Raw genomic sequence first — 17,948 nt, 5'->3', positions numbered from 1 at the left:
GCTGATCCCTGGGTGCGCCGGGAGATTGCTGCACGATTCCCATTCTGGTAAACCGTACAGCGCCGCGCCAACGTGCGGGCGCGCAGTTGCTGGCGCGCTGATACGGATGCAGCCCCGCGTGCGCGCCGGGTGCGCCGCGTGCGGAAGACGATGGAAGTCCGGGCATTTGATTGCCGAGCCTGCAGGGAGCTGCCATGCGCACACTCGTGGTGATCTGCCATCCACTGGAATCGAGCCTGTGCCGGGCGATCGCGCGACGGGTGACTGATGTGCTGGAGGAAGCCGGTCACAACGTCGTGGTGGAAAACCTCTACGACGCACAGTTTCCAGCCGCGTTGACCGAGTCCGAACGCGCCAGCTATTACAGCAGTGAATACCGCAGCGCCGACGTGCAGGCACAGATCGCGCGCCTCCAGGTGGCTGAGGCGCTGGTCCTGGTATTTCCTACCTGGTGGTTCAGTTTCCCGGCGATGCTCAAGGGCTGGTTCGATCGCGTCTGGGCGCCCGGCGCCGCATTCCACCACGCGGCCGACCTGGGACGCATCCGCCCGGGCCTGACGCAGCTCAGGCACGCACTGGCGATTACCACGCTCGGTGCCCCCGCATGGATCGACCGCTTCATCCTCTGGCGACCGGTTCGCCGGGTGTTGCGCTGGGCGTTGTTCAAGACCTGTGCGCCGCAGTGCGAATTCTCGATGTTGTCGCTGTATGAGGCGGAGAAAGTATCGCCAGAACGGTTCGAATCCTTCGTCCGCCGCGCCGAGACAATCGTTCGCAAGTGGCCTGCTACGGTGATCCGCTGACGCGATCCACCGCCGACAGGCGCGTTGAAGGCTGCGCCCGGCTGGGCATGATCCCGCGCAGGTTCCTCCGGGCCGACGTGCGGAGCGCTAGCTGGTCTGTAGCGCGTTCTCGTCGCGGGACAATCCCATCATCTTGCGTGCCTCGGCTGGCGTGGCGATGCCGCGGCCGGCGGAATGGGCACAGGTGGCAAGCGCTTCGACCAGGGCGCCGTTACCGGAGGCCCGCGATCCGTCCGGCAAATAGAACGTGTCCTCCAATCCGGTACGCAGCATGCCGCCCAGCTCAGCCGCGCGCTGGTGTACCGGCCAGATTTCCGCGCGGCCGATCAATGTCGTCTGCCAATGTGAGCCCGGTACGATCCAGCGTAGCAGCAGCGCCAGGAGATCTTCGTCCGCCGGCATGCCCGAGGCGACGCCCATGACGAAGTTGTAGTCGGCCTTGCTGGTCATGCCGGCCCGGATGTACATCGCGACAGACCGCACGATGCCGACATCGAAGCATTCGAATTCGGGCCGCACGCCGCATTCGGTCATGACGTCGAGATAGGCCTGCACTTTGCTCACCGGGTTGTCGAATACCATCGGCGGCCAGGCCCAGCGACCGTCGTCGCGAATCTTGAGGTAGTTGAGCGTGCCGGCATTGCACGCGGCCACTTCCGGCCGCACCGTGCGGATACAGGACACCGGGCCCGAGATGTCATTGCCGACGACCCCGGTGCTCAGGTTGATGATGACGTCGGGACACGCATTGCGAATCGCCGCAACGACGTCGGCGCATACGGCCGGATCCCAGCTGGGCAGGTGCCCTGCGCCTTCCTCTTGCCGGCGTACGTGGACATGCATCACGGCGGCGCCGGCGTTGTAGGCGTCGCGCGCTTCGGCTGCCATCTGCGCGGGCGTGACCGGTACCGGATGCTGGCGCGGATCGGTGAGTACGCCGGTCAGCGCGCAGGTGAGAATGGCCTTTTCCATCATGCCTCCGTCGTATCGAATTCCAGTTCCACCAGAAGTGCGTGGCGGTCCACATTCTGTCCCTGGGCCGTGTGGATTGCGCGAACGGTTGCATCGGCCTGGGCCGACAACCACACTTCCATCTTCATGGCTTCCACGCAGACCAGCGGTTGGCCGGCCGTGACCCGGTCGCCTGGCTGCACGAGCACCTGGGCCACCGTGCCGCTCAGCGGCGCCTGCAGGCCGCGCTGTTTTGCGGATGTTCGATCGACGTACGGCGGCAGCTGGCGCTCGAACCGCAGGCTTCCGCCGTGGTGCGACAGGTGCACGACATTGCCGTCGATCGCGATGGCGCAGCGACGTTGCAGGCCGTCGATCCGGTAGATGACCGTGTCGGCCGTCTGCGCCACGCGATGCACGGTAGTGGTGACGCCACCGTCGGTCACGGCGACCGTATCGGCATCCACCTGGCGCAGCCCCAGTCGGCGCACGTCGCGCTCCGTCGCCACACGCCATTCGAATGCGCTGACCGACGGTGGGCGATGCCCGTTGCCCTGTCCCAGTGCAAAACAGGTGGCAGCCAGCGCCCAGAGTTCGGACGGAACGGCGGGTGGCTGCAGCAGCGGATGACTTTCCGGCGACCAGGAGTCGAGCGTGGCTGTCGTGATCGCAGCCTTCCGGAAGAGATCGTCGGCGACCAGCGCACGCAGGAAGGCGCCGTTGTGTGACATCCCCAGCGGGGCGACGTCTTCGAGGGCGCAGGCGAGCTTACGTATGGCTTCCTCGCGCGTCGCGCCGTGAGCGATGACCTTGGCCAGCAACGGGTCGTAGTGTGATGTGACGAGGTCGCCCTCGCGCACGCCAGCGTCGATGCGGATGGTGGTGCCGCAGGCGGCGGCGTCCGGCCGCAGCCTGGCGATCCGACCAGTCTGTGGCGCAAATCCGGCATATGGATCCTCGGCGTACAGTCGCGCCTCAATGGCGTGGCCGCGGAAGCGGATGGCATCCTGCGCCAGCGGCAGCGGCTCGCCATCGGCGATACGCAGCTGCCATTCCACCAGGTCGATTCCCGTGATCAGTTCCGTGACCGGGTGTTCCACCTGGATTCGCGTGTTCATTTCCAGGAAGTAGTGACGCATCTGGGGATCGACGATGAATTCCACGGTGCCGGCGCCGCAGTAGCCCACTGCCCGCGCGACTGCGATGGCATCCTGGCCCATGCGTTCACGCAGCGCCGCCGACAGCACCGGAGAGGGGGCCTCCTCGATGATCTTCTGGCGGCGTCGCTGCGTACTGCAGTCGCGTTCTCCCAGATGCACCAGGTGGCCATGTGCATCTGCGACGATCTGAATTTCGATGTGCCGTCCGTCCTCGATCAGTTTTTCCAGCAGCAGCGCGTCGTCGCCGAAGGCGATCTGTGCTTCACGGCGTGCGCTGGCCAATGCCGCGGCCAGTGCCTCCGGTTGATCGACCCGGCGCATGCCGCGCCCGCCGCCGCCCGCAACGGCCTTGACCAGCAACGGGTAGCCCAGCGTTTCGGCGCTGGCCTGCCATTGGGCGTCGTCGCGCATCGGGCCATAGCTAGCTGGCGCGGTGGGTACGCCGGCGGTGGCCGCGCGTTGTTTTGCGGCGGCCTTGGATCCCATCGCGGCAATCGCCTCGGGAGAGGGGCCGACGAAGGTGATGCCGGCATTGCGGCACGCGGCGGCAAATGCCGCGTTCTCGGAAAGAAATCCGTAGCCGGGATGGATCGCATCGGCCCCACAGCGGCGTGCGGCGACGATCAATGCGTCGATGTTCAGGTAGGACTCCGCCGGCATTGACCCGCCAATGTGGATAGCACTGTCAGCGCCGTGAACGTGAAGGGCGTCGGCGTCGGCATCGCTGTACACGGCGACGGTGCGGATGCCCATGGCTCGCGCGGTGCGGGCAATGCGGCAGGCGATTTCGCCGCGGTTGGCAATCAGGAGCGTCTGCACGATTCAGTCTCCGGCGCGGTCAATGCCTGGGCAGGGTGCCTTCGAGCTTGGCGATGATGCCAAGCATGACTTCGTCGGCGCCGCCGCCGATCGATACCAGGCGGCCATCGCGGTAGGCCCGTGCCACGGGGTTGTCCCACGCAAAACCCATTCCGCCCCAGTACTGCAGGCAGCCATCGGCGACCTCGCGGCACAGGCGTCCACTTTTGAGCTTTGCCATGGACGCCAGGCGGGTGACATCCTGACCGGCCACGTAGGCCTCTACTGCACGGTAGGTGAGGGCACGCAGGCTTTCCACTTCGGTGCGCAGTTCGGCGAGGCGGAAGTGAACGCTCTGGTTGTCGAGAATGGGACGCCCGAATGCCTTGCGCTCGCGCGTGTAGGCGATGGTCAGGTCGATCAGGTTGTCGAGCAGGCCGATGGAATTGGCGGCCCCCCAGAGGCGTTCTTCCTGAAATTGCAGCATCTGCAGCGTAAAGCCGTTGCCTTCGTCGCCGATGGCGTGGCGACGCGGCACACGCACGCCGTCGAAGAAGATCTGGGCGGTGTCGGAGGCGTTCATGCCCAGTTTCCGCAGCTTTTGCCGGCTTACGCCCGGCGCATCCATCGGCACGATGATCAGTGTCTTGTTGCGGTGGGGCGCGCCTTCGGACGTGTTGGCCAGCAGGCAGCACCAGTCGGCCTGCATGCCATTGGTGATCCACATCTTGGAACCGTCGATGACGTAGTCGTCGCCATCGCGTCGCGCGGTGGTGCGCAGCGCGGCGACGTCGGAGCCGCCTCCCGCCTCGGTGACGCCGATGCAACCCACGCGTTCGCCGGCGATCGCCGGCGCGAGAAATTCCGCGCGCAGGGCATCGCTGCCAAAACGTGCCAGCGCTGGCGTGCACATGTCAGTCTGTACACCGATTGCCATGGCGACGCCGGTGCTGGCACATGCGCCCAGCCGCTCGGCCATCACCAGCGAATAGCTGAAATCCAGCCCCAATCCGCCGAATTGACCGGGATACTTGATTCCGAGCAGGCCCAGGTCACCCAGCTTCTTGAACAGGGCGTGGGCGGGGAAGGTTTCTGCGGCTTCCCACTCGGCCGCGAAGGGGTCGATTTCCTTTTCCACGAAGCGGGCGACGGTGTCCGCCAGCTGCCGGTGTTCCTCCGTCAAGCGCATGGGCGTTCCTCAAAGACGGGCGATTCCGAATGTGTTGGGGTGTAGCGTGCGGGATCCGGCTTCGGCCAGGATGTCCAGGCAGAGTCCGAGCACGCGGCGGGTATCGCGCGGATCGATGATGCCGTCGTCCCACAGGCGTGCCGTGCCGAAGAGCGCGGTGGATTCGTGGTCGAGTCGTTGCCGCAGCGCGTCGGATTGCGCACGCAATGCGCCTTCGGCCGCTGTGAGCGCGGCGCCGGCCAGCTTCGCGCGGCTGACGATGTCCATCACCTGTGCGGCCTGGGCTCCTCCCATGACCGCTGTCCGGGCCGTGGGCCAGGCGAAGATGAAGTGCGGATCGAAACCGCGGCCGCACATGCCGTAGTTTCCGGCGCCGAAGGACCCGCCGAGCACGACGGTAAGCTTCGGCACCCGGGCGTTGGCGACAGCCTGGATCATCTTGGCGCCGTGCTTCACGGCGCCGTCGCGTTCCGCGGCGGTGCCGACCATGTAGCCGGTCGTGTTCTGCAGGAACACCAGTGGCGTTCCGCTCTGGTCACACAGCTGGATGAACTGCGCGGTCTTGAGGGAGCCCGACGGCTGGATCGGCCCATTGTTGCCGATGAGGCCGACGATATGGCCGTGGATGCGTGCGTGGCCGCAGAGGGTGTCGGCGGAATAGCCCGCCTTGAACTCGAGGAAATCCGACGCATCCACGAGCCGGGCGACAACCTCGCGGACGTCGTACCCCTGCCGGTCGTCGACGGGTACGACGCCCAGCAGTTGCTCGGGCGGATAACGCGGCGGATCTGCGGCGGATGTCGCGCCAGCAGCCTGCCAACGCAGCTTGTCGAGCAGATCGCGCGCCACGGCGATGGCGTGCGCATCGTCCTCGCACAGGTACTCGCCCAGGCCGGTGTGATGGGCATGCAGCTCGGCGCCGCCCAGCTCTTCCTCGGAGGCCTCTTCGCCGATTGCCGCCTTCACCAGGGGCGGCCCGGCGAGGTAGATGCTGGAGCGTTCGCGGACCAGCACGATGTAGTCGCACAGCGCCGGAAGGTAGGCGCCGCCGGCCGTCGACGCGCCGTGCACGACGGCAATCTGCGGGATGCCGGCGGCCGAAAGGCGTGCCTGGTTGGCAAAGCTGCGGCCGCCGTCGACGAAAATCTCACTCTGGTACAGGAGGTTGGCGCCGCCGCTTTCCACCAGATAGACGAGGGGCAGCCGGCAGCGCGCGGCGATTTCCTGCGCGCGAAGGAACTTCTTCAAACCCATGGGCGAGATGGTTCCGCCCTTGAGAGCGCTGTCATTGGCGATGATGACGCAGCGTTTGGCCGCTACAGTGCCAACACCGACGATCATGCCGCCGCCCAGCACGGACTTCCGGCCATCGTCGTCGTGCATGCCCAGGCCGGCCAGCGTACACAGTTCGAGGAAGTCCGAGCCCGGATCGAGCAGTTGCGCGACGCGCTCGCGCGGCAGCAACTGGCCGCGCTGTTCGAATTTCTCACGACGGCTGTTGGACTCGGCGACGATTCGCAGTTCCAGCCCCCGCACGTCATCGAGCAGGGCTTGCATGCGGCCGGCATTGGCGGCGAAGGCGGGCGAGGCGGACTGCAGATGTGACGTCAGCGGGTGCATGGCGTATCCCGGCGTGCTGTCGCACAGTTCCACATTGGCACGGCAATCAGCATGGGCGGTACGCTCCGGACGCTGGCGTAGGGATTGCCGGATTCGGCCATAGCCTGACGTTAACGTCAACCTGCTTTCCGACTCGGCAGAAATTTGACCGTCACGGCGACCGTTGCTACGGTGGCTCCGCGTGTCCGTCGAGCGCTGGAGCCATCACCCATGACCCGCCGGGGGAAAACCCCTTCCAAGAACCAGGCTGCCGCGGCGCAGAAAGCCCTGGATACCCACCGCGAGACCGTTGATGGCGACTTGTTTGGCATCGCCGACCTGTGCCGTGAATTTGACGTCACCGCGCGCGCGCTGCGGTTCTACGAGGACAAGGGCCTGTTGGCGCCGCGACGTATCAACGGCACCCGGATCTACAGCCGGCGTGACCGCGCGCGGCTGGCGTTGATCCTGCGTGCCAAGGCAATCGGCTCGCCGCTGGAAGAAATTCGCCACTATCTCGATCTCTACGGCGACCATGGCGAAGGCCGCGTGCAGCAGCTGACCTACGTCGTCACACGTACCGATGCGCTCATGCAGGAGCTGCGTGAGAAACGCGCCAATATCGACGCCCTGCTGGCAGAGCTGCAATTGATCAATGAAAACTGCCAGCGCCAGCTCGACGAGCGCCGTCGCGGCGGCGCTCCACGCAGCGTCGCCGTCGCACGCTGACGTCGAGCCCGCTAGCGGTGCTGCAGTGCAGCGCCGCGGCGCTGACCTCCGGCACTTGTCCCGCAGGACAAGCGGATCTAGCCTCGCGGGACGCTTATGCCGAAGCAACCACGGGGGTGGCCATGCGTAGTACGTCCCGGCGTCATTGTTTTGTCGTCTTCCTGGCGCTCTGCGCCGGCGCAGCGGCGTCACCGGCGCTCGCGGTCGTCGGTGAAAGCCACCTGTTCGCAGGCATCGTGCACGAGGCACCGTATTACACCCCGGGCGTGACGGTGAGTTTTGGTACGCCGAACGGGCAGGGCGATGCGGTCACCGACAACAGTCGCGCGGCCATGCTCATGCCGATCGCCTGCACGGCAAACAACCTGCGCGTGAGCGTATCTTCGACGGATCTTTCCTACGCCAATGCGACCGTCACCCTGGTCCGAAATGACACGCCCACGGCGCTCAGTTGCACGACCGCGGGCGGCAGCTGCGCAAATACCGCCACCAATGTGTTGATCCTGGCTGGCGATCGCATCTCCCTGCAGATTTCACCCGGGCTTCCACAGCGGCCGCTGACCAACGACGATTCGGAAATCAAGGTCAAGATTCCCTTCTCCTGGCGCTGCGTGGAGTAGGCCATGGCCACGATCCGACCTTACGCGCTCCTTACGTCGGTGCGGGGACGGTGCCTGTTCGTCGCCGTCTGCGGGATGTTCGCGGCGACCGCCCAGGCCCAGGTGACCGACCGCCTGTTCGCCAATGGCTTCGACAATCGCCATACCCACGTCTTTTCCGGCGTGATCCAGGAGTCTCCCTACTTCGGCTCGCCCGACAGCTATGGCTTGCCCAATGGGCGCAGCGATGCGATGGCGTCGCCGGTGAACGCCAGGCTGCGGGTAGACCGCAACTGCGAAGCGAGCACGCTCTACGCGCAGCTGCATTCGACGGAAGCGACCTACACCGGCACGACGATCCTCCTCAATGTCAACGGCCTGGACACGTTGCTGGCCTGCAACATGTCCAATGCATTGCCGACGTGCTCGGATACGGTGCACAAGATCGGCCTGGGTCCCAACGACACTGTCACGCTGGTGATCACGCCCAAGATGCCGTCGCGTCCGTTGACCAATGTCGATACGGAAATGAAGGTCGTCGTGCGGTTCGGCTGGACCTGCCGCGAATTCTGATTGTTTCCCCGGGCGGACGACGCGCAGGCGCCGTCCGCCCTCCCCGGTTATTCGAGTCCGTCGAAACCGTCCTGGAACACGAAGTCGCCCAGCGCATCGCTGTCGGTGGCGCTGTTGTCCGACAGGTTCACTTCGTGCGTAGCAGGGGCGGGACTGACCGTAACCATGTATTGCAGCGGTGAGGTCGCGGCGGCAGTTGGCGTTGCCGTCACTAGCAGCGTCACATCGGCTCCGGCCTGGAGATCCAGCGAAAGGTCAATGGCCGCCGCGCCATTGGCCGGCGCGCAGCTGGCTCCGGCGGAGGGCTGGCAGGTCCAGCTCACGCTGCCGACATTGGCGGGCATCTGGTCCCTCAGTCGCGCGCCCGTGATGGCATCGGGTCCGGCGTTGTGCACGTGTATCGTCCAGGTGGCCGGCTGATCGACGGTGACCCAGTCGCGGCCGTTGCCGACAGTGACCTGCAGGTCGGCGTTCACGGTTGCCGCTGGTACGTCGATCGCGAACGTGGCGCTGCGCATGGCGCCTTGTGGATCGGCTACCGTCATGGTCACCGTGGCACTGCCGCTCGCATTGGGCAGCGGCGTGGCGACCAGCGAGCGGATGGCGCCGTTGCCGGTCACGGCGAAGGCGGCCGGCGGAAGCAGGGCCGGGTTGGTGGAGTCGAAACTCAGTACCAGCTGCGCCGGCGTTGTTTCGATGTCGGACATGGCAAAGAACAGCGAGGCAGTCGCACCGTTCTCCGGCGCGGTCGTGTTGCCCGGCGCAATCACGAAGGGAACATCATTGACGGGGTTGATGGTGAGCGTCAGCGTTGCTACGCCATTGGTACCACCGGCGACCGGATCCTGGGCCGTCAGGGTAATCGTGACGGTGCCGAAAGCGTCCTGCGCCGGTGTGATGGTGAGCGTGCGGTCAGCGCCCGTGCCGTTCACGACGAGGCCACCTTGCGGAACGATTCCGGTGTTGGACGAACTGGCGGAGAGCACGACATCGTCGGGCCCGGATTCGACATCGCCGACGGTGTAGCTCAGTGGCCCGAGTACAGTGTCTTCGTTCATGGACTCAGTGTTCGTGCCGTCGATCGTCGGGGCATCGTTCACGGCGTTCCAGGTCAGGTCGAAACTGTCCTGCTGCACATTGCCATCGGGATCCACCACCGTGAGCTGGATCGTGGTGCTGCCCGCAGCCTCCGTCGCGGGTGTTGCGGTAAGTGCGTAGCCTTGCAGTTGCGCGGAGATCGCGATGTTCTCGTTGGGCAGGACGGTGGTGTCCGAGCTGGTTGCCACGAGCGCCAGCTGCCCCTGCGGTGTGTCCGGATCGGAGACGTTCACGGCGAGCGGGCCGGCGACCTGGTCCTCGGGCAGCGTGAGATCACCGGGTGCGGTCAGCGTCGGAACGCCGGTGCCGCGGCGGAACAGGAAGGCATCGGTGACGGCATTGCCGTCGAAGTCCAGGACGTCCGGGGCGGGACTGAGGAACACGATGGATGCGCCGGTCGCGTCGAGCGCAGCCCGTTCGGCATAGGTGCGGGGCGCCAGGTGGCTGTCGTTGAGGCGTGTCGACACCAGGACGCTGACATCGCCTGCGAGTGAATACAGGTACAACCGCTGCTGTGAATCCGGATGGCTCACGCCGGAGGCCACGCTGGCACTGTCACTGCCGTACACGAGGACGTTTCCGTCAACGCTCAGCGTTGGCGACTCGCGGACGGACTGCGCGGCGGTTGTCGGTTGTCCGGCCAGATGACTGACCAGGCGATTGGTGCCCGATACGGCCGACCAGAGAAAGGCATCGTCGGTGAGCGGGTCGTCCTGCTGTCCGTCGATCAGATCCGTCGCTGCGCTGGTGTAGGCCACGAGCGATCCGTCGCTGCTGACCGAGGGTACGGAGGCTGCGCCATCGCCGCTGGGATTGCCGATTCCGTCGGGTCGCTTGCTGATGAGCTGATTAGTGTCGCTGGCGCGTGACCAGCGATAGATCTGCGTCTGCAGACCAATCGGAAAGCCGATATTGTTCTGGAAATTGCTGACGAGATTGGTGCCCTCGCTGGCGTAGACGACGAAATCGCCGGCGGCGCTGATAACCGGCGCCTGGTTGGCAAGGCCGAACCCGCCAGCGGCCGTTGTCGTGCTGCCGAACGTATGGGTGATGAGCCGGCTGCTGTCGCTCTGGGCGTCGTAGAGAAAGATGTCCATCGCGCCGTTGATGTCGGACTGGCCGGTGACGAGGTCGGTGGCGCTGTCCAGGTACGCCACGTAGCGGCCGTCATCGCTGATGGCCGGCGAACGCGCCTGGCCGTTGGCCGTCGCGGTACTGGCAGCTGCCGTGTGCGATACCAGCTGCAGTGTGCTGCTCGCGATGACGTAGCGATAGAGATCACTCACGCTGTTGGTGTCGATCACGCCGGCGATCAGGTTGGTGGAACGGCTCAGGAAAACAACAGCGCTGCCATCGGCGGAAATTCGTGGTGTCGTGGCTTCTTCGTTGCCCACGCCGCCGGCGGACTTGCGGCTGAGCAGCCGCAGCGAGGTTCCGGGGGCTGCGTCGCGATCGAACAACACGACGTCGGGTCGCAGGTTGTTGTCGAGCTCACCATCGGCCAGATCGCTGGCATTGGTTTCGAACGCGATCCAGCGTCCGTCCGCGCTCATGGAGACATTGGTGCTGGTCGTCAGCGCAACACCGCGATTGCCGGCCTGCAAGGCTTGGTTGGGGAGGTGGCTCACCAGGCGCACCTGGCCGGTGGCGCGATCGAGCAGGAACAGGTCATCCTCGCGATTGGTATCGATCTGTCCAGCCACGATGGCCGGTGACCGGCTGACGAACGCAACCCAGTTGCCGTCGCGACTGACCTGCACCTGGCTGGCGCCCATCATCGTTGCATTGTCGGCATTGCTGGCGTGGGCCGTGAGAAGAACCGACACATCCGTGGCGCTGCGCCACAACAGCAGGTCGGTCGCGGCGTTGGCATCCATTCCAGCGCCCGGCATCTCGTCGGATTCGCTGATGTAGAAGATCTCACTGGCATCGAGGTTCGCCGACGGCAGGTAGGACATGCGCTTGCCGGCAACCGCAGGCTGGCCTGGCACGTGGCTGATCAGGCGTGCGTCCGAGGAGAGAGTGGCCAGTTCGGCGAGATACACGTCGTCGCCGAGCAACGGGTCGTCGTCATCGTTGGTGTCCACCTGGCCGGCCACGAGATTCTCGGCACGACTGTGAAACACGATGCGTGTGCCGTCGCCACTGAAGAACCCCAGCTTGCTTTCGTTGCTGCCAGCGGTGGTCGGTGCGCCCGCGGCGTGGCTGACAAGGGTCAGGCTGCTGTTGGTGCGGTCGAAAACGAACAGGTCGTCGGAACGTGAGCCATCCACCTGGCCGGCAATCACATCGGCCGATGCGCTGGTGTGCAGAACGTAGCGCCCATCCGGACTGAGCGACGGATTGCCCGAGTACATGACGCTCGCCTGGGTGTTGCTGACGGCGTTGTGGCTGACCAGGGTGAGGGCGCGCGTGACGCGATCGTAGACATACACGTCGCTGTCGCCGTTTGAATCGCTTACACCGGTGACGAGATTCGTTCCCTGCGTGGTGAAGGCGACTGTCGAACCATCCGCGGAAATCGTGGGGTTGTCCGATGCACCGTTGGCGGCCTGGGTGAAGCCGCTCGCGTTGTGACTGACCAGTGCGGTTGCGCTGTTGCTGGCGGCGGAGCGGCTGAATACGAAGATGTCGACACCGCCGTTCGGGTCGCTCTGGCCCGATATCAGATTTGTGGCGGAGCTGGCGTAGGCTATGTAGTTGCCGTCCGCGCTGATCTGGGGAATGCCGGATCCGCCATCGCCTGCCGTGGTGTCTGAAAAGAGATTGGGGGTATGGCTGACCAGGCGCAACGCCTGGGTGTTGGTGTTGTACAAAAATACATCGAAGCTGTTGTTCGAATCGTCCTGGTCGACGACCAGATCTGTCGCACTGGAGCCGAACGCCAGCCAGGTTCCGTTGGCGCTGAAGCTGGGCGTGCCGGAGAACGAGGCTACGGTGAGTTCGGGATCACTCAGGTGCCGGTCGACCAGGGTCAGCGTTGCCGTCGCGATGTCGTAGACATACAGGCGTTGCGAGCTGTCACTGGGGAGTTCTTCTTCGAGCAGGTCGGTCGCGGTGCTGATGAATGCGACGCGCGTGCCGTTCGCATTGATGATGGGGGTGATCGTGCTGCCGTTGCCCGGAACAGTGGGCAAGCCGTGGCGGTGGGTGATCAAGGTGATCGTGTTGGTGGTGCGATCGAGCAGAAAGCCATCGGCCTGGCCATTGACGTCGAACTGGCCGGGAACCAGGTTGGTGGCGACGCTGGTGAAGACGACCTTGGTGCCGTCCGCGCTCGTGGCGGTTCGGAGCGATGCGGCCGTGGCGCCATTGCCGGCGAGGAAAATCGAGTCGGGTGCACTGCGCGAAACTGCAGAAACCGTTCCGGCCACGGCCGGCGACGCAAACGACAGACTCACGAACAGCGCAGCTAACGCCCGGCTCATGCGCGACATGGTGTGCTCCCCTGTGGTGTGAGCCGGAGCCGCCGTTCCGTGGCCGCACCGACGCCCGCCGCAGTCTGCGCGTTTCTCCCGTTGGGTGGCAATGCTGATGGTCATGCTGCCATCAAGCGGTCGCGACAGTACTAGGACGGCACCACAGGTGCACGCGTCACGGTAGCGAGCTGAGCCATGAACCGCGTGAGCACGGGCAGTGCCACGCCTTCATCGCGCAGTGCAGTCAATCGCTGGCGCAGGGCGGCTTGCGCCGCATCGGCGGCGGCATGGCCGCGTTGCTGGCGAAGGAGTTCCAGATAGAGCTGCGCATCCGCCATGCCCAGGTCCGGCTGCGACAGGCGCACGAACGCATCGTTCTTTCCACTTTCCGCCACATGTGCTTCGAAGGCGCGAAGACTGCCGGCGCGATCACCCAGCGCGGCCGCTGCGGCGGCCGCGAGCAACCGGTCGTCGGGGTGTGGCGCAGGTCGGTCGAGGCACAACCGCCACAAGGCCAGGGCGCGCTCGGACTCACCGCGCGCCAGGGCAATCCGGATGGCGCTGCGCAGCCAGATGGCGAGGCTGCCGTCGCTGCCGTTGCCGAGCGCCTCGGCTGCCTTGTCGGGCAGGCCCAGGTCGAGCAAGGCGTCGGCGAGCAGTGCGCGGGTGTACTCGCTGCTGGGGTCGACGCGCAGGGCCACCTCCAGACGCGCTTGTGCGGCCGTGGCATCGCCGCGGAACCGTTCGAACAGAGCCCATTGCCAATGGCCCTCCAGCAGGCGCGGTTCGAGGGTGATCGCTTTCTGGAACAGGATCGCGGCGTCGGATCGCATCGCCAGCGCATGATCGACGCCAACGTAGACATGCGCGACCGCCGACAAGGGATCGAGCGCCAGCGCCTGCTGGTGCCAGTGAAGGGCTTCGCTGACCTTGCCCTGATAGCTGAGCGATGTTCCCAGCCACATCCGGATCGTGGCGTCCTGCGGCGCCAGCGAGGCGGCGCGCCGGAGCGATTGCTCGGCGTCGACAGCACGACCCTCGTCCAGGGCGAGAAGACCCCGCGCGGCATGCCCGTCGGCGGAATCGGGCGCCAGTCGCAGCGCTTCGTCGATGTGCGGCGACGCCGCCCGGCGCGCATCGGTCAGCGACAGGTTGCTGTATTCGTAGAGCAGCAGCCAGCTGGTGGCCAGTTCCGCGTGCGCCGACGCGAATCGTGGGTCGATGCGCAGCGCGGTTTCGTACTGTTCGATCGACCAGCGCAGCGCTGCTTCGGTGCGGTGGTGGCGCAAGCTGCGTCCGGTGAGGAAGGCGCGATAGGCCGCATCGGAGTCCGTGCCGATCGGCGGTGGCCTGGCAGTGCCGGCACGTGCATCCAGCGCGCCAGCCACGGCCTGGGCGATGCGTTGCTCGGCCGATGCCAGGTCGCCGGTCGCAATCGGGAAGGTCTGCGCCCAGGACTGGAATCCGTCATCGCTGCGAACCAGGCTGGCGTGCAGCGTGAACCCTTCTGCCGTCCGCGACATCACCGCATCGAACACGTGCGTGACGCCCAGCTCCCTGCCGACCCGCTGGACGTCATCCCGATGCGTGGAGGCGACCCGGACCGAGGTCCTGGCGGGGACGCGCAGGTCCGGTTCCTGCGCCAGGCGAATGAGGAGGGCATCGCTCAATCCTTCGGCGATGCGTCGGTCCTCCTCCGATTCACTGCGGATCTCGATTGGCATCACGGCAACCGACGGGCGTTGCGCGGTCGCGGATTGACGCCGAACCACCATGCCGAGCACCAGCACCGTCGCCAGGCACCCCAGCAGCGCGAAGGTGGACAGGCGTCGATGCCGACGCGCCGGCGATCCAGTGTCCGCGCTATCGCCGGGCACCGCGCGCGCTGGCGTTGGTTCGGCCGTCACGTCAACGCCCAGGCGGTACCCCTGCCGATGCACGGTCACGATGACCTCATGCGCATCGTCGCCCAGTGCCTGCCGGGCGCGCAGGATGCATTGGGTCAGCACGGCGTCGGTGACGGCCTGGCGTGGCCATAGCCGCGCATGCAGCGACGGCTTGCTGACGACAGTGCCGCCAGCTTCGGCCAGGGCCGCCATCAGGGCGAAGGGCTTGGGCTCGATCGGTACCTCGCGTTCGTCGACGAACAATTGCTGGCGGCGCAGATCCAGCCGGAAGCGGCCGAAGCGGTAGGCATCAGCCGTCGGTGCAGGCGTCGCGGACGCGGTGAGAGTCATGGCCGATGAGCCTAACCGTGCGTGGCGGCGCCGTCACCGGGGCCCGTGAGATCTTCGTGAGGTTTTGCTGTTGTGCAGGAATGACCTTCGTGAAGACTTCCCTGGCGCCTTGAACCAGTGTCGGCCGCGGCGGATAGGCCGCCCCCACGCTGCGAGAGTGCCATGATCCTTCCTCTATTCACCCTGCGTCGCTGGCTGTTGCTGGGTGCGTTACTGGCGCCCGGGCTGCTGCCGGCCCAGCCACGACCGGGGCTTGTAACGCTTCCGGACCGCCCGACACTTGCTCCCTCACTTTCCGCTGGCGACGAGGCGCTGTGTCCACGGCCGCGCACACCTCACGTAAAGCCCGATCGCGTGCGTTTCTGGCCAGGGCTCTACCGGGACCGCGTCGTGGTGAAGCTCCGGGATGGCGGGCGGCTTTATGGCGGCGACGGCGCTCGCGCTGCGACGTTTGCAGCGTCCTCGCCGATGGCCGGGGTGATCGGAATGCAAATCGACGAATTGAATCGACTGTTGGCCGATCGTGCGGTGCGCGGCGTGCGCCCCTATTTTTCCGACCCACCATCCCGCCTTGCGGCACTGCACGAGCAGGCGCAGGCGCGCTCCTGTCGCCAGATGCCGCGCCTGGACAGTTACTACTGGATTTACCTGGATCCCTCCGTGCAGGGCGAGGCCATCGCGACACGCCTGAACCAGTCGCCGCTCGTGGAGGTGGCCTACCTGCCGCCGTTTCCCCGCAATGCCGACGTGCCACCGCAGACGCCTGACTTCGAAAGCGGGCAGGGTTACCTGAGACCGGCGGCGGACGGCGGTATCGACGCCGTCTCTGCCTGGGAGTTGGCCGGTGGCCGGGGCGCGGGCATGCGCATCATCGATATCGAAGGCAACTGGAACGTGGACCACGAGGATCTGCCCAAGCCTTTCTGGTACTCCGGCGTGCCGTTTCTCAACGAGATCCTCAGCGGCGTCAACGCCGGCGATCTGAAGACTCACCATGGCACATCCGTGGTCAGCGAGCTGGTCGCCAAGGACGACGGCCATGGGGTAACGGGCATCGCCAGTGACGCCAGCTGGGGTGCCGCCTCCACGATTTCGCCCAATGCGTTGCGGGCGGTACTGGGGGGCGGTTCGGCGATCCACGACGCCAGCGTCGCGGACGCCGTGATCCGCGCAACCGAGCCGTTGCGCCCGGGCGACGTGATCCTGATCGAGCAGCACTCGCCGGGGCCTCCGGTGGGGGCGGCCTGTTCGTGCCGTGGCGACGGCGAGGACTGCAGACAGTTCGAGTTCGTGCCCATGGAATATTTTCCCGACAGTTTTGACGCCATCAGCACGGCAACGGCTGCTGGCATCATCGTCGTCGAGGCTGCCGGCAACGGCGAAATGGATCTGGACCGCGCCGAGTACGAGAACCGGTTCGACCGGACACGCCGGGATTCCGGTGCGATCCTCGTGGGCGCGACGGTCGGTGGGCGCCGGGAGCGTGCCTGTTTCAGCAATCACGGCGGTCGCGTGGATGTAAACGGGTGGGGCAGCGGCGTGATGGCGGCAGGCCATGTCGATCGCGAAGGCGACGACAGCGACGTGAACATCCGCGTGAACGGCAGTGACGTCAATCAGTTCTATACCCGGGCATTCGGCGGTACGTCGTCGGCCTCACCCATCGTGGCGGGTGCGGTGCTGTCGATCCAGGGTGTGATGAATGCCAGCGGGCATGGCGTGTTGACGCCGGAGCAGATGCGTCGGCTGTTGGTGGAAACGAGCAACGCCGGTGGCGCGCTCGTGGGAGCCGGCATCGGCGGGCGCCCGGATCTGCGTCGCGCGCTGGCCGATTTCGACAGCGTGACGATCGCCGTTGGTGGCAGTGGTGGATCGCCATTCCAGTTGCGTTGCCCCCAGGGCCAGCTGCTAGTCGGGGTGCGCGGTCGCGCCGGACTGTTCATCGACCAGCTGCAGGCTGTCTGTGCCTTCGCCGACGGCAGCGACAGCAGCACCGCGAGCGTTGGCGGGACCGGCGGCGAGGCATTTGCCCGCCGCTGCCAGGATGGGCGTGTCGTCGTCGGTATGCGGGGCCGCTCCGGTGCCTTTGTTGACCAGCTGCAACTGGAATGCGCGCCGTCGGCCGATCCGGAGGATCGCCGCACGACCGATACCGCCGGTGGCGAATTCGGCGCGGTGTTCGGCCCGGTCCGTTGCCCCGAAGGGCGACTGGCCGCGGGTTTCAAGGGGCGGGCCGGGGCTTACATCGATCAACTGCAGTTGCTTTGCACCACCAAGCCAGCCGACGCTACCGTGGATACACCGTGGACCAGCCGCGCCGTCGGCGGCAATGGCGGCGTGGCGACGACGACGAAGTGCGGCCGGGGTGAAGTCATGGCCGGGGTTTTCGTCCGCAGCGGCGCCGTCATCGATGCGATAGCACCGCGTTGCGTGAAGACGACGGCAGGTGGCCGTTGGGACGGAACACCGTCGAACGCAACCGTCGTCGGTGGCAGCGGTGGAACGGCAACGCGGCTGACCTGTGCCCGCGACCAGGCCGTCAGCGCGATTTCCGGCCGGGCGGGGGCACTCGTCGACCGCCTGCGCGTGCGCTGTTCGCCATTGGCGTCTGCCAGCACGGTCACCGATACGTCGTCGCTGCTGGGTGGCGCCGGCGGAAATGGTGGCGCGGAATTCGGTCGCATCGAGTGCCCGGCGCGACTGGCGGCGACGGGATTCGCGGTGCGCCGAGGAGGTGTGGTGGATCAGCTCAAGTTGATCTGTGGGCGATAGGTGATTGCTTCGTGGCGTGAC

11 protein-coding genes are annotated in these 17,948 nt (G+C 66.1%); 5 read left to right on the top strand and 6 right to left on the bottom strand.

Annotated elements, in window-relative coordinates; genetic code table 11:
- Positions 1–194 precede the first annotated feature (194 nt).
- Entirely contained in the window at positions 195–803 is a 609-nt protein-coding gene (locus N4264_RS17005) for an NAD(P)H-dependent oxidoreductase (protein ID WP_261693427.1), read from the top strand.
- 87 nt (positions 804–890) lie between these two features.
- On the opposite strand, the gene N4264_RS17000 is transcribed toward N4264_RS17005, so the two are convergent.
- From N4264_RS17000 to N4264_RS16985, 4 genes are read right to left on the bottom strand one after another with little or no spacing between them, the layout of a single operon-like run.
- Entirely contained in the window at positions 891–1,775 is an 885-nt protein-coding gene (locus N4264_RS17000; RefSeq protein ID WP_261693426.1) for a beta-keto acid cleavage family enzyme, read from the bottom strand.
- Positions 1,775–3,733 (bottom strand): acetyl/propionyl/methylcrotonyl-CoA carboxylase subunit alpha, encoded by a 1,959-nt coding sequence (locus N4264_RS16995; protein ID WP_261693425.1) that lies wholly within the window; start codon positions 3,731–3,733, stop codon positions 1,775–1,777. Before N4264_RS16995 ends, N4264_RS17000 begins: the two co-directional genes overlap by 1 nt.
- A 19-nt stretch (positions 3,734–3,752) precedes the next feature.
- Complete coding sequence (locus N4264_RS16990; RefSeq protein WP_261693424.1) at positions 3,753–4,901, bottom strand: acyl-CoA dehydrogenase family protein; 1,149 nt, start codon at positions 4,899–4,901, stop codon at positions 3,753–3,755.
- A 9-nt stretch (positions 4,902–4,910) separates the two neighbouring features.
- A complete protein-coding gene (locus N4264_RS16985; RefSeq protein ID WP_261693423.1) occupies positions 4,911–6,521 on the bottom strand; it encodes an acyl-CoA carboxylase subunit beta in 1,611 nt (536 codons plus the stop codon).
- 210 nt (positions 6,522–6,731) lie between these two features.
- On the opposite strand from N4264_RS16985, the gene N4264_RS16980 reads away from it, so the two are divergent.
- The 3 genes from N4264_RS16980 (at position 6,732) to N4264_RS16970 (ending at position 8,401) form a co-directional block, all read left to right on the top strand.
- Positions 6,732–7,229 carry a MerR family transcriptional regulator gene (locus N4264_RS16980; protein ID WP_261693422.1) on the top strand — a complete coding sequence of 166 codons (498 nt, stop codon included), beginning with the start codon at positions 6,732–6,734 and terminating at the stop codon, positions 7,227–7,229.
- A 122-nt stretch (positions 7,230–7,351) separates the two neighbouring features.
- On the top strand, positions 7,352–7,849 hold the full coding sequence (locus N4264_RS16975) for a hypothetical protein (RefSeq protein ID WP_261693421.1): 498 nt from the start codon (positions 7,352–7,354) through the stop codon (positions 7,847–7,849).
- Between the two features lie 3 nt (positions 7,850–7,852).
- Positions 7,853–8,401, top strand: a complete 549-nt coding sequence (locus N4264_RS16970) for a hypothetical protein (RefSeq protein ID WP_261693420.1) — start codon at positions 7,853–7,855, stop codon at positions 8,399–8,401.
- 47 nt (positions 8,402–8,448) lie between these two features.
- Here the strand turns inward: N4264_RS16970 and N4264_RS16965 are convergent, their stop codons facing one another.
- Together N4264_RS16965 and N4264_RS16960 are read right to left on the bottom strand one after the other, a co-directional pair.
- Complete coding sequence (locus tag N4264_RS16965) at positions 8,449–12,936, bottom strand: Ig-like domain-containing protein (RefSeq protein ID WP_261693419.1); 4,488 nt, start codon at positions 12,934–12,936, stop codon at positions 8,449–8,451.
- A gap of 131 nt (positions 12,937–13,067) precedes the next feature.
- Entirely contained in the window at positions 13,068–15,155 is a 2,088-nt protein-coding gene (locus tag N4264_RS16960; RefSeq protein ID WP_261693418.1) for a winged helix-turn-helix domain-containing tetratricopeptide repeat protein, read from the bottom strand.
- Between the two features lie 162 nt (positions 15,156–15,317).
- Here N4264_RS16960 and N4264_RS16955 point away from each other — a divergent pair, with 162 nt between their 5' ends.
- A complete protein-coding gene (locus N4264_RS16955) occupies positions 15,318–17,927 on the top strand; it encodes a S8 family serine peptidase (RefSeq protein WP_261693417.1) in 2,610 nt (869 codons plus the stop codon).
- Positions 17,928–17,948: the final 21 nt, after the last annotated feature.

It is taken from the genome of Tahibacter amnicola (assembly GCF_025398735.1).
GTDB lineage: Bacteria > Pseudomonadota > Gammaproteobacteria > Xanthomonadales > Rhodanobacteraceae > Tahibacter > Tahibacter amnicola.
This window is presented reverse-complemented; position numbering and strand designations above follow the sequence as displayed.

Bases quoted from the DNA above. Each gene is read 5' to 3' on its own strand.
- N4264_RS17005 (WP_261693427.1), top strand. From the start codon at position 195: ATGCGCACACTCGTGGTGATCTGCCATCCACTGGAATCGAGCCTGTGC.
- N4264_RS17000 (WP_261693426.1), bottom strand. From the start codon at position 1,775: ATGGAAAAGGCCATTCTCACCTGCGCGCTGACCGGCGTACTCACCGAT.
- N4264_RS16990 (WP_261693424.1), bottom strand. From the start codon at position 4,901: ATGCGCTTGACGGAGGAACACCGGCAGCTGGCGGACACCGTCGCCCGC.
- N4264_RS16985 (WP_261693423.1), bottom strand. From the start codon at position 6,521: ATGCACCCGCTGACGTCACATCTGCAGTCCGCCTCGCCCGCCTTCGCC.
- N4264_RS16980 (WP_261693422.1), top strand. From the start codon at position 6,732: ATGACCCGCCGGGGGAAAACCCCTTCCAAGAACCAGGCTGCCGCGGCG.
- N4264_RS16975 (WP_261693421.1), top strand. From the start codon at position 7,352: ATGCGTAGTACGTCCCGGCGTCATTGTTTTGTCGTCTTCCTGGCGCTC.
- N4264_RS16970 (WP_261693420.1), top strand. From the start codon at position 7,853: ATGGCCACGATCCGACCTTACGCGCTCCTTACGTCGGTGCGGGGACGG.
- N4264_RS16965 (WP_261693419.1), bottom strand. From the start codon at position 12,936: ATGTCGCGCATGAGCCGGGCGTTAGCTGCGCTGTTCGTGAGTCTGTCG.
- N4264_RS16960 (WP_261693418.1), bottom strand. From the start codon at position 15,155: ATGACTCTCACCGCGTCCGCGACGCCTGCACCGACGGCTGATGCCTAC.
- N4264_RS16955 (WP_261693417.1), top strand. From the start codon at position 15,318: ATGATCCTTCCTCTATTCACCCTGCGTCGCTGGCTGTTGCTGGGTGCG.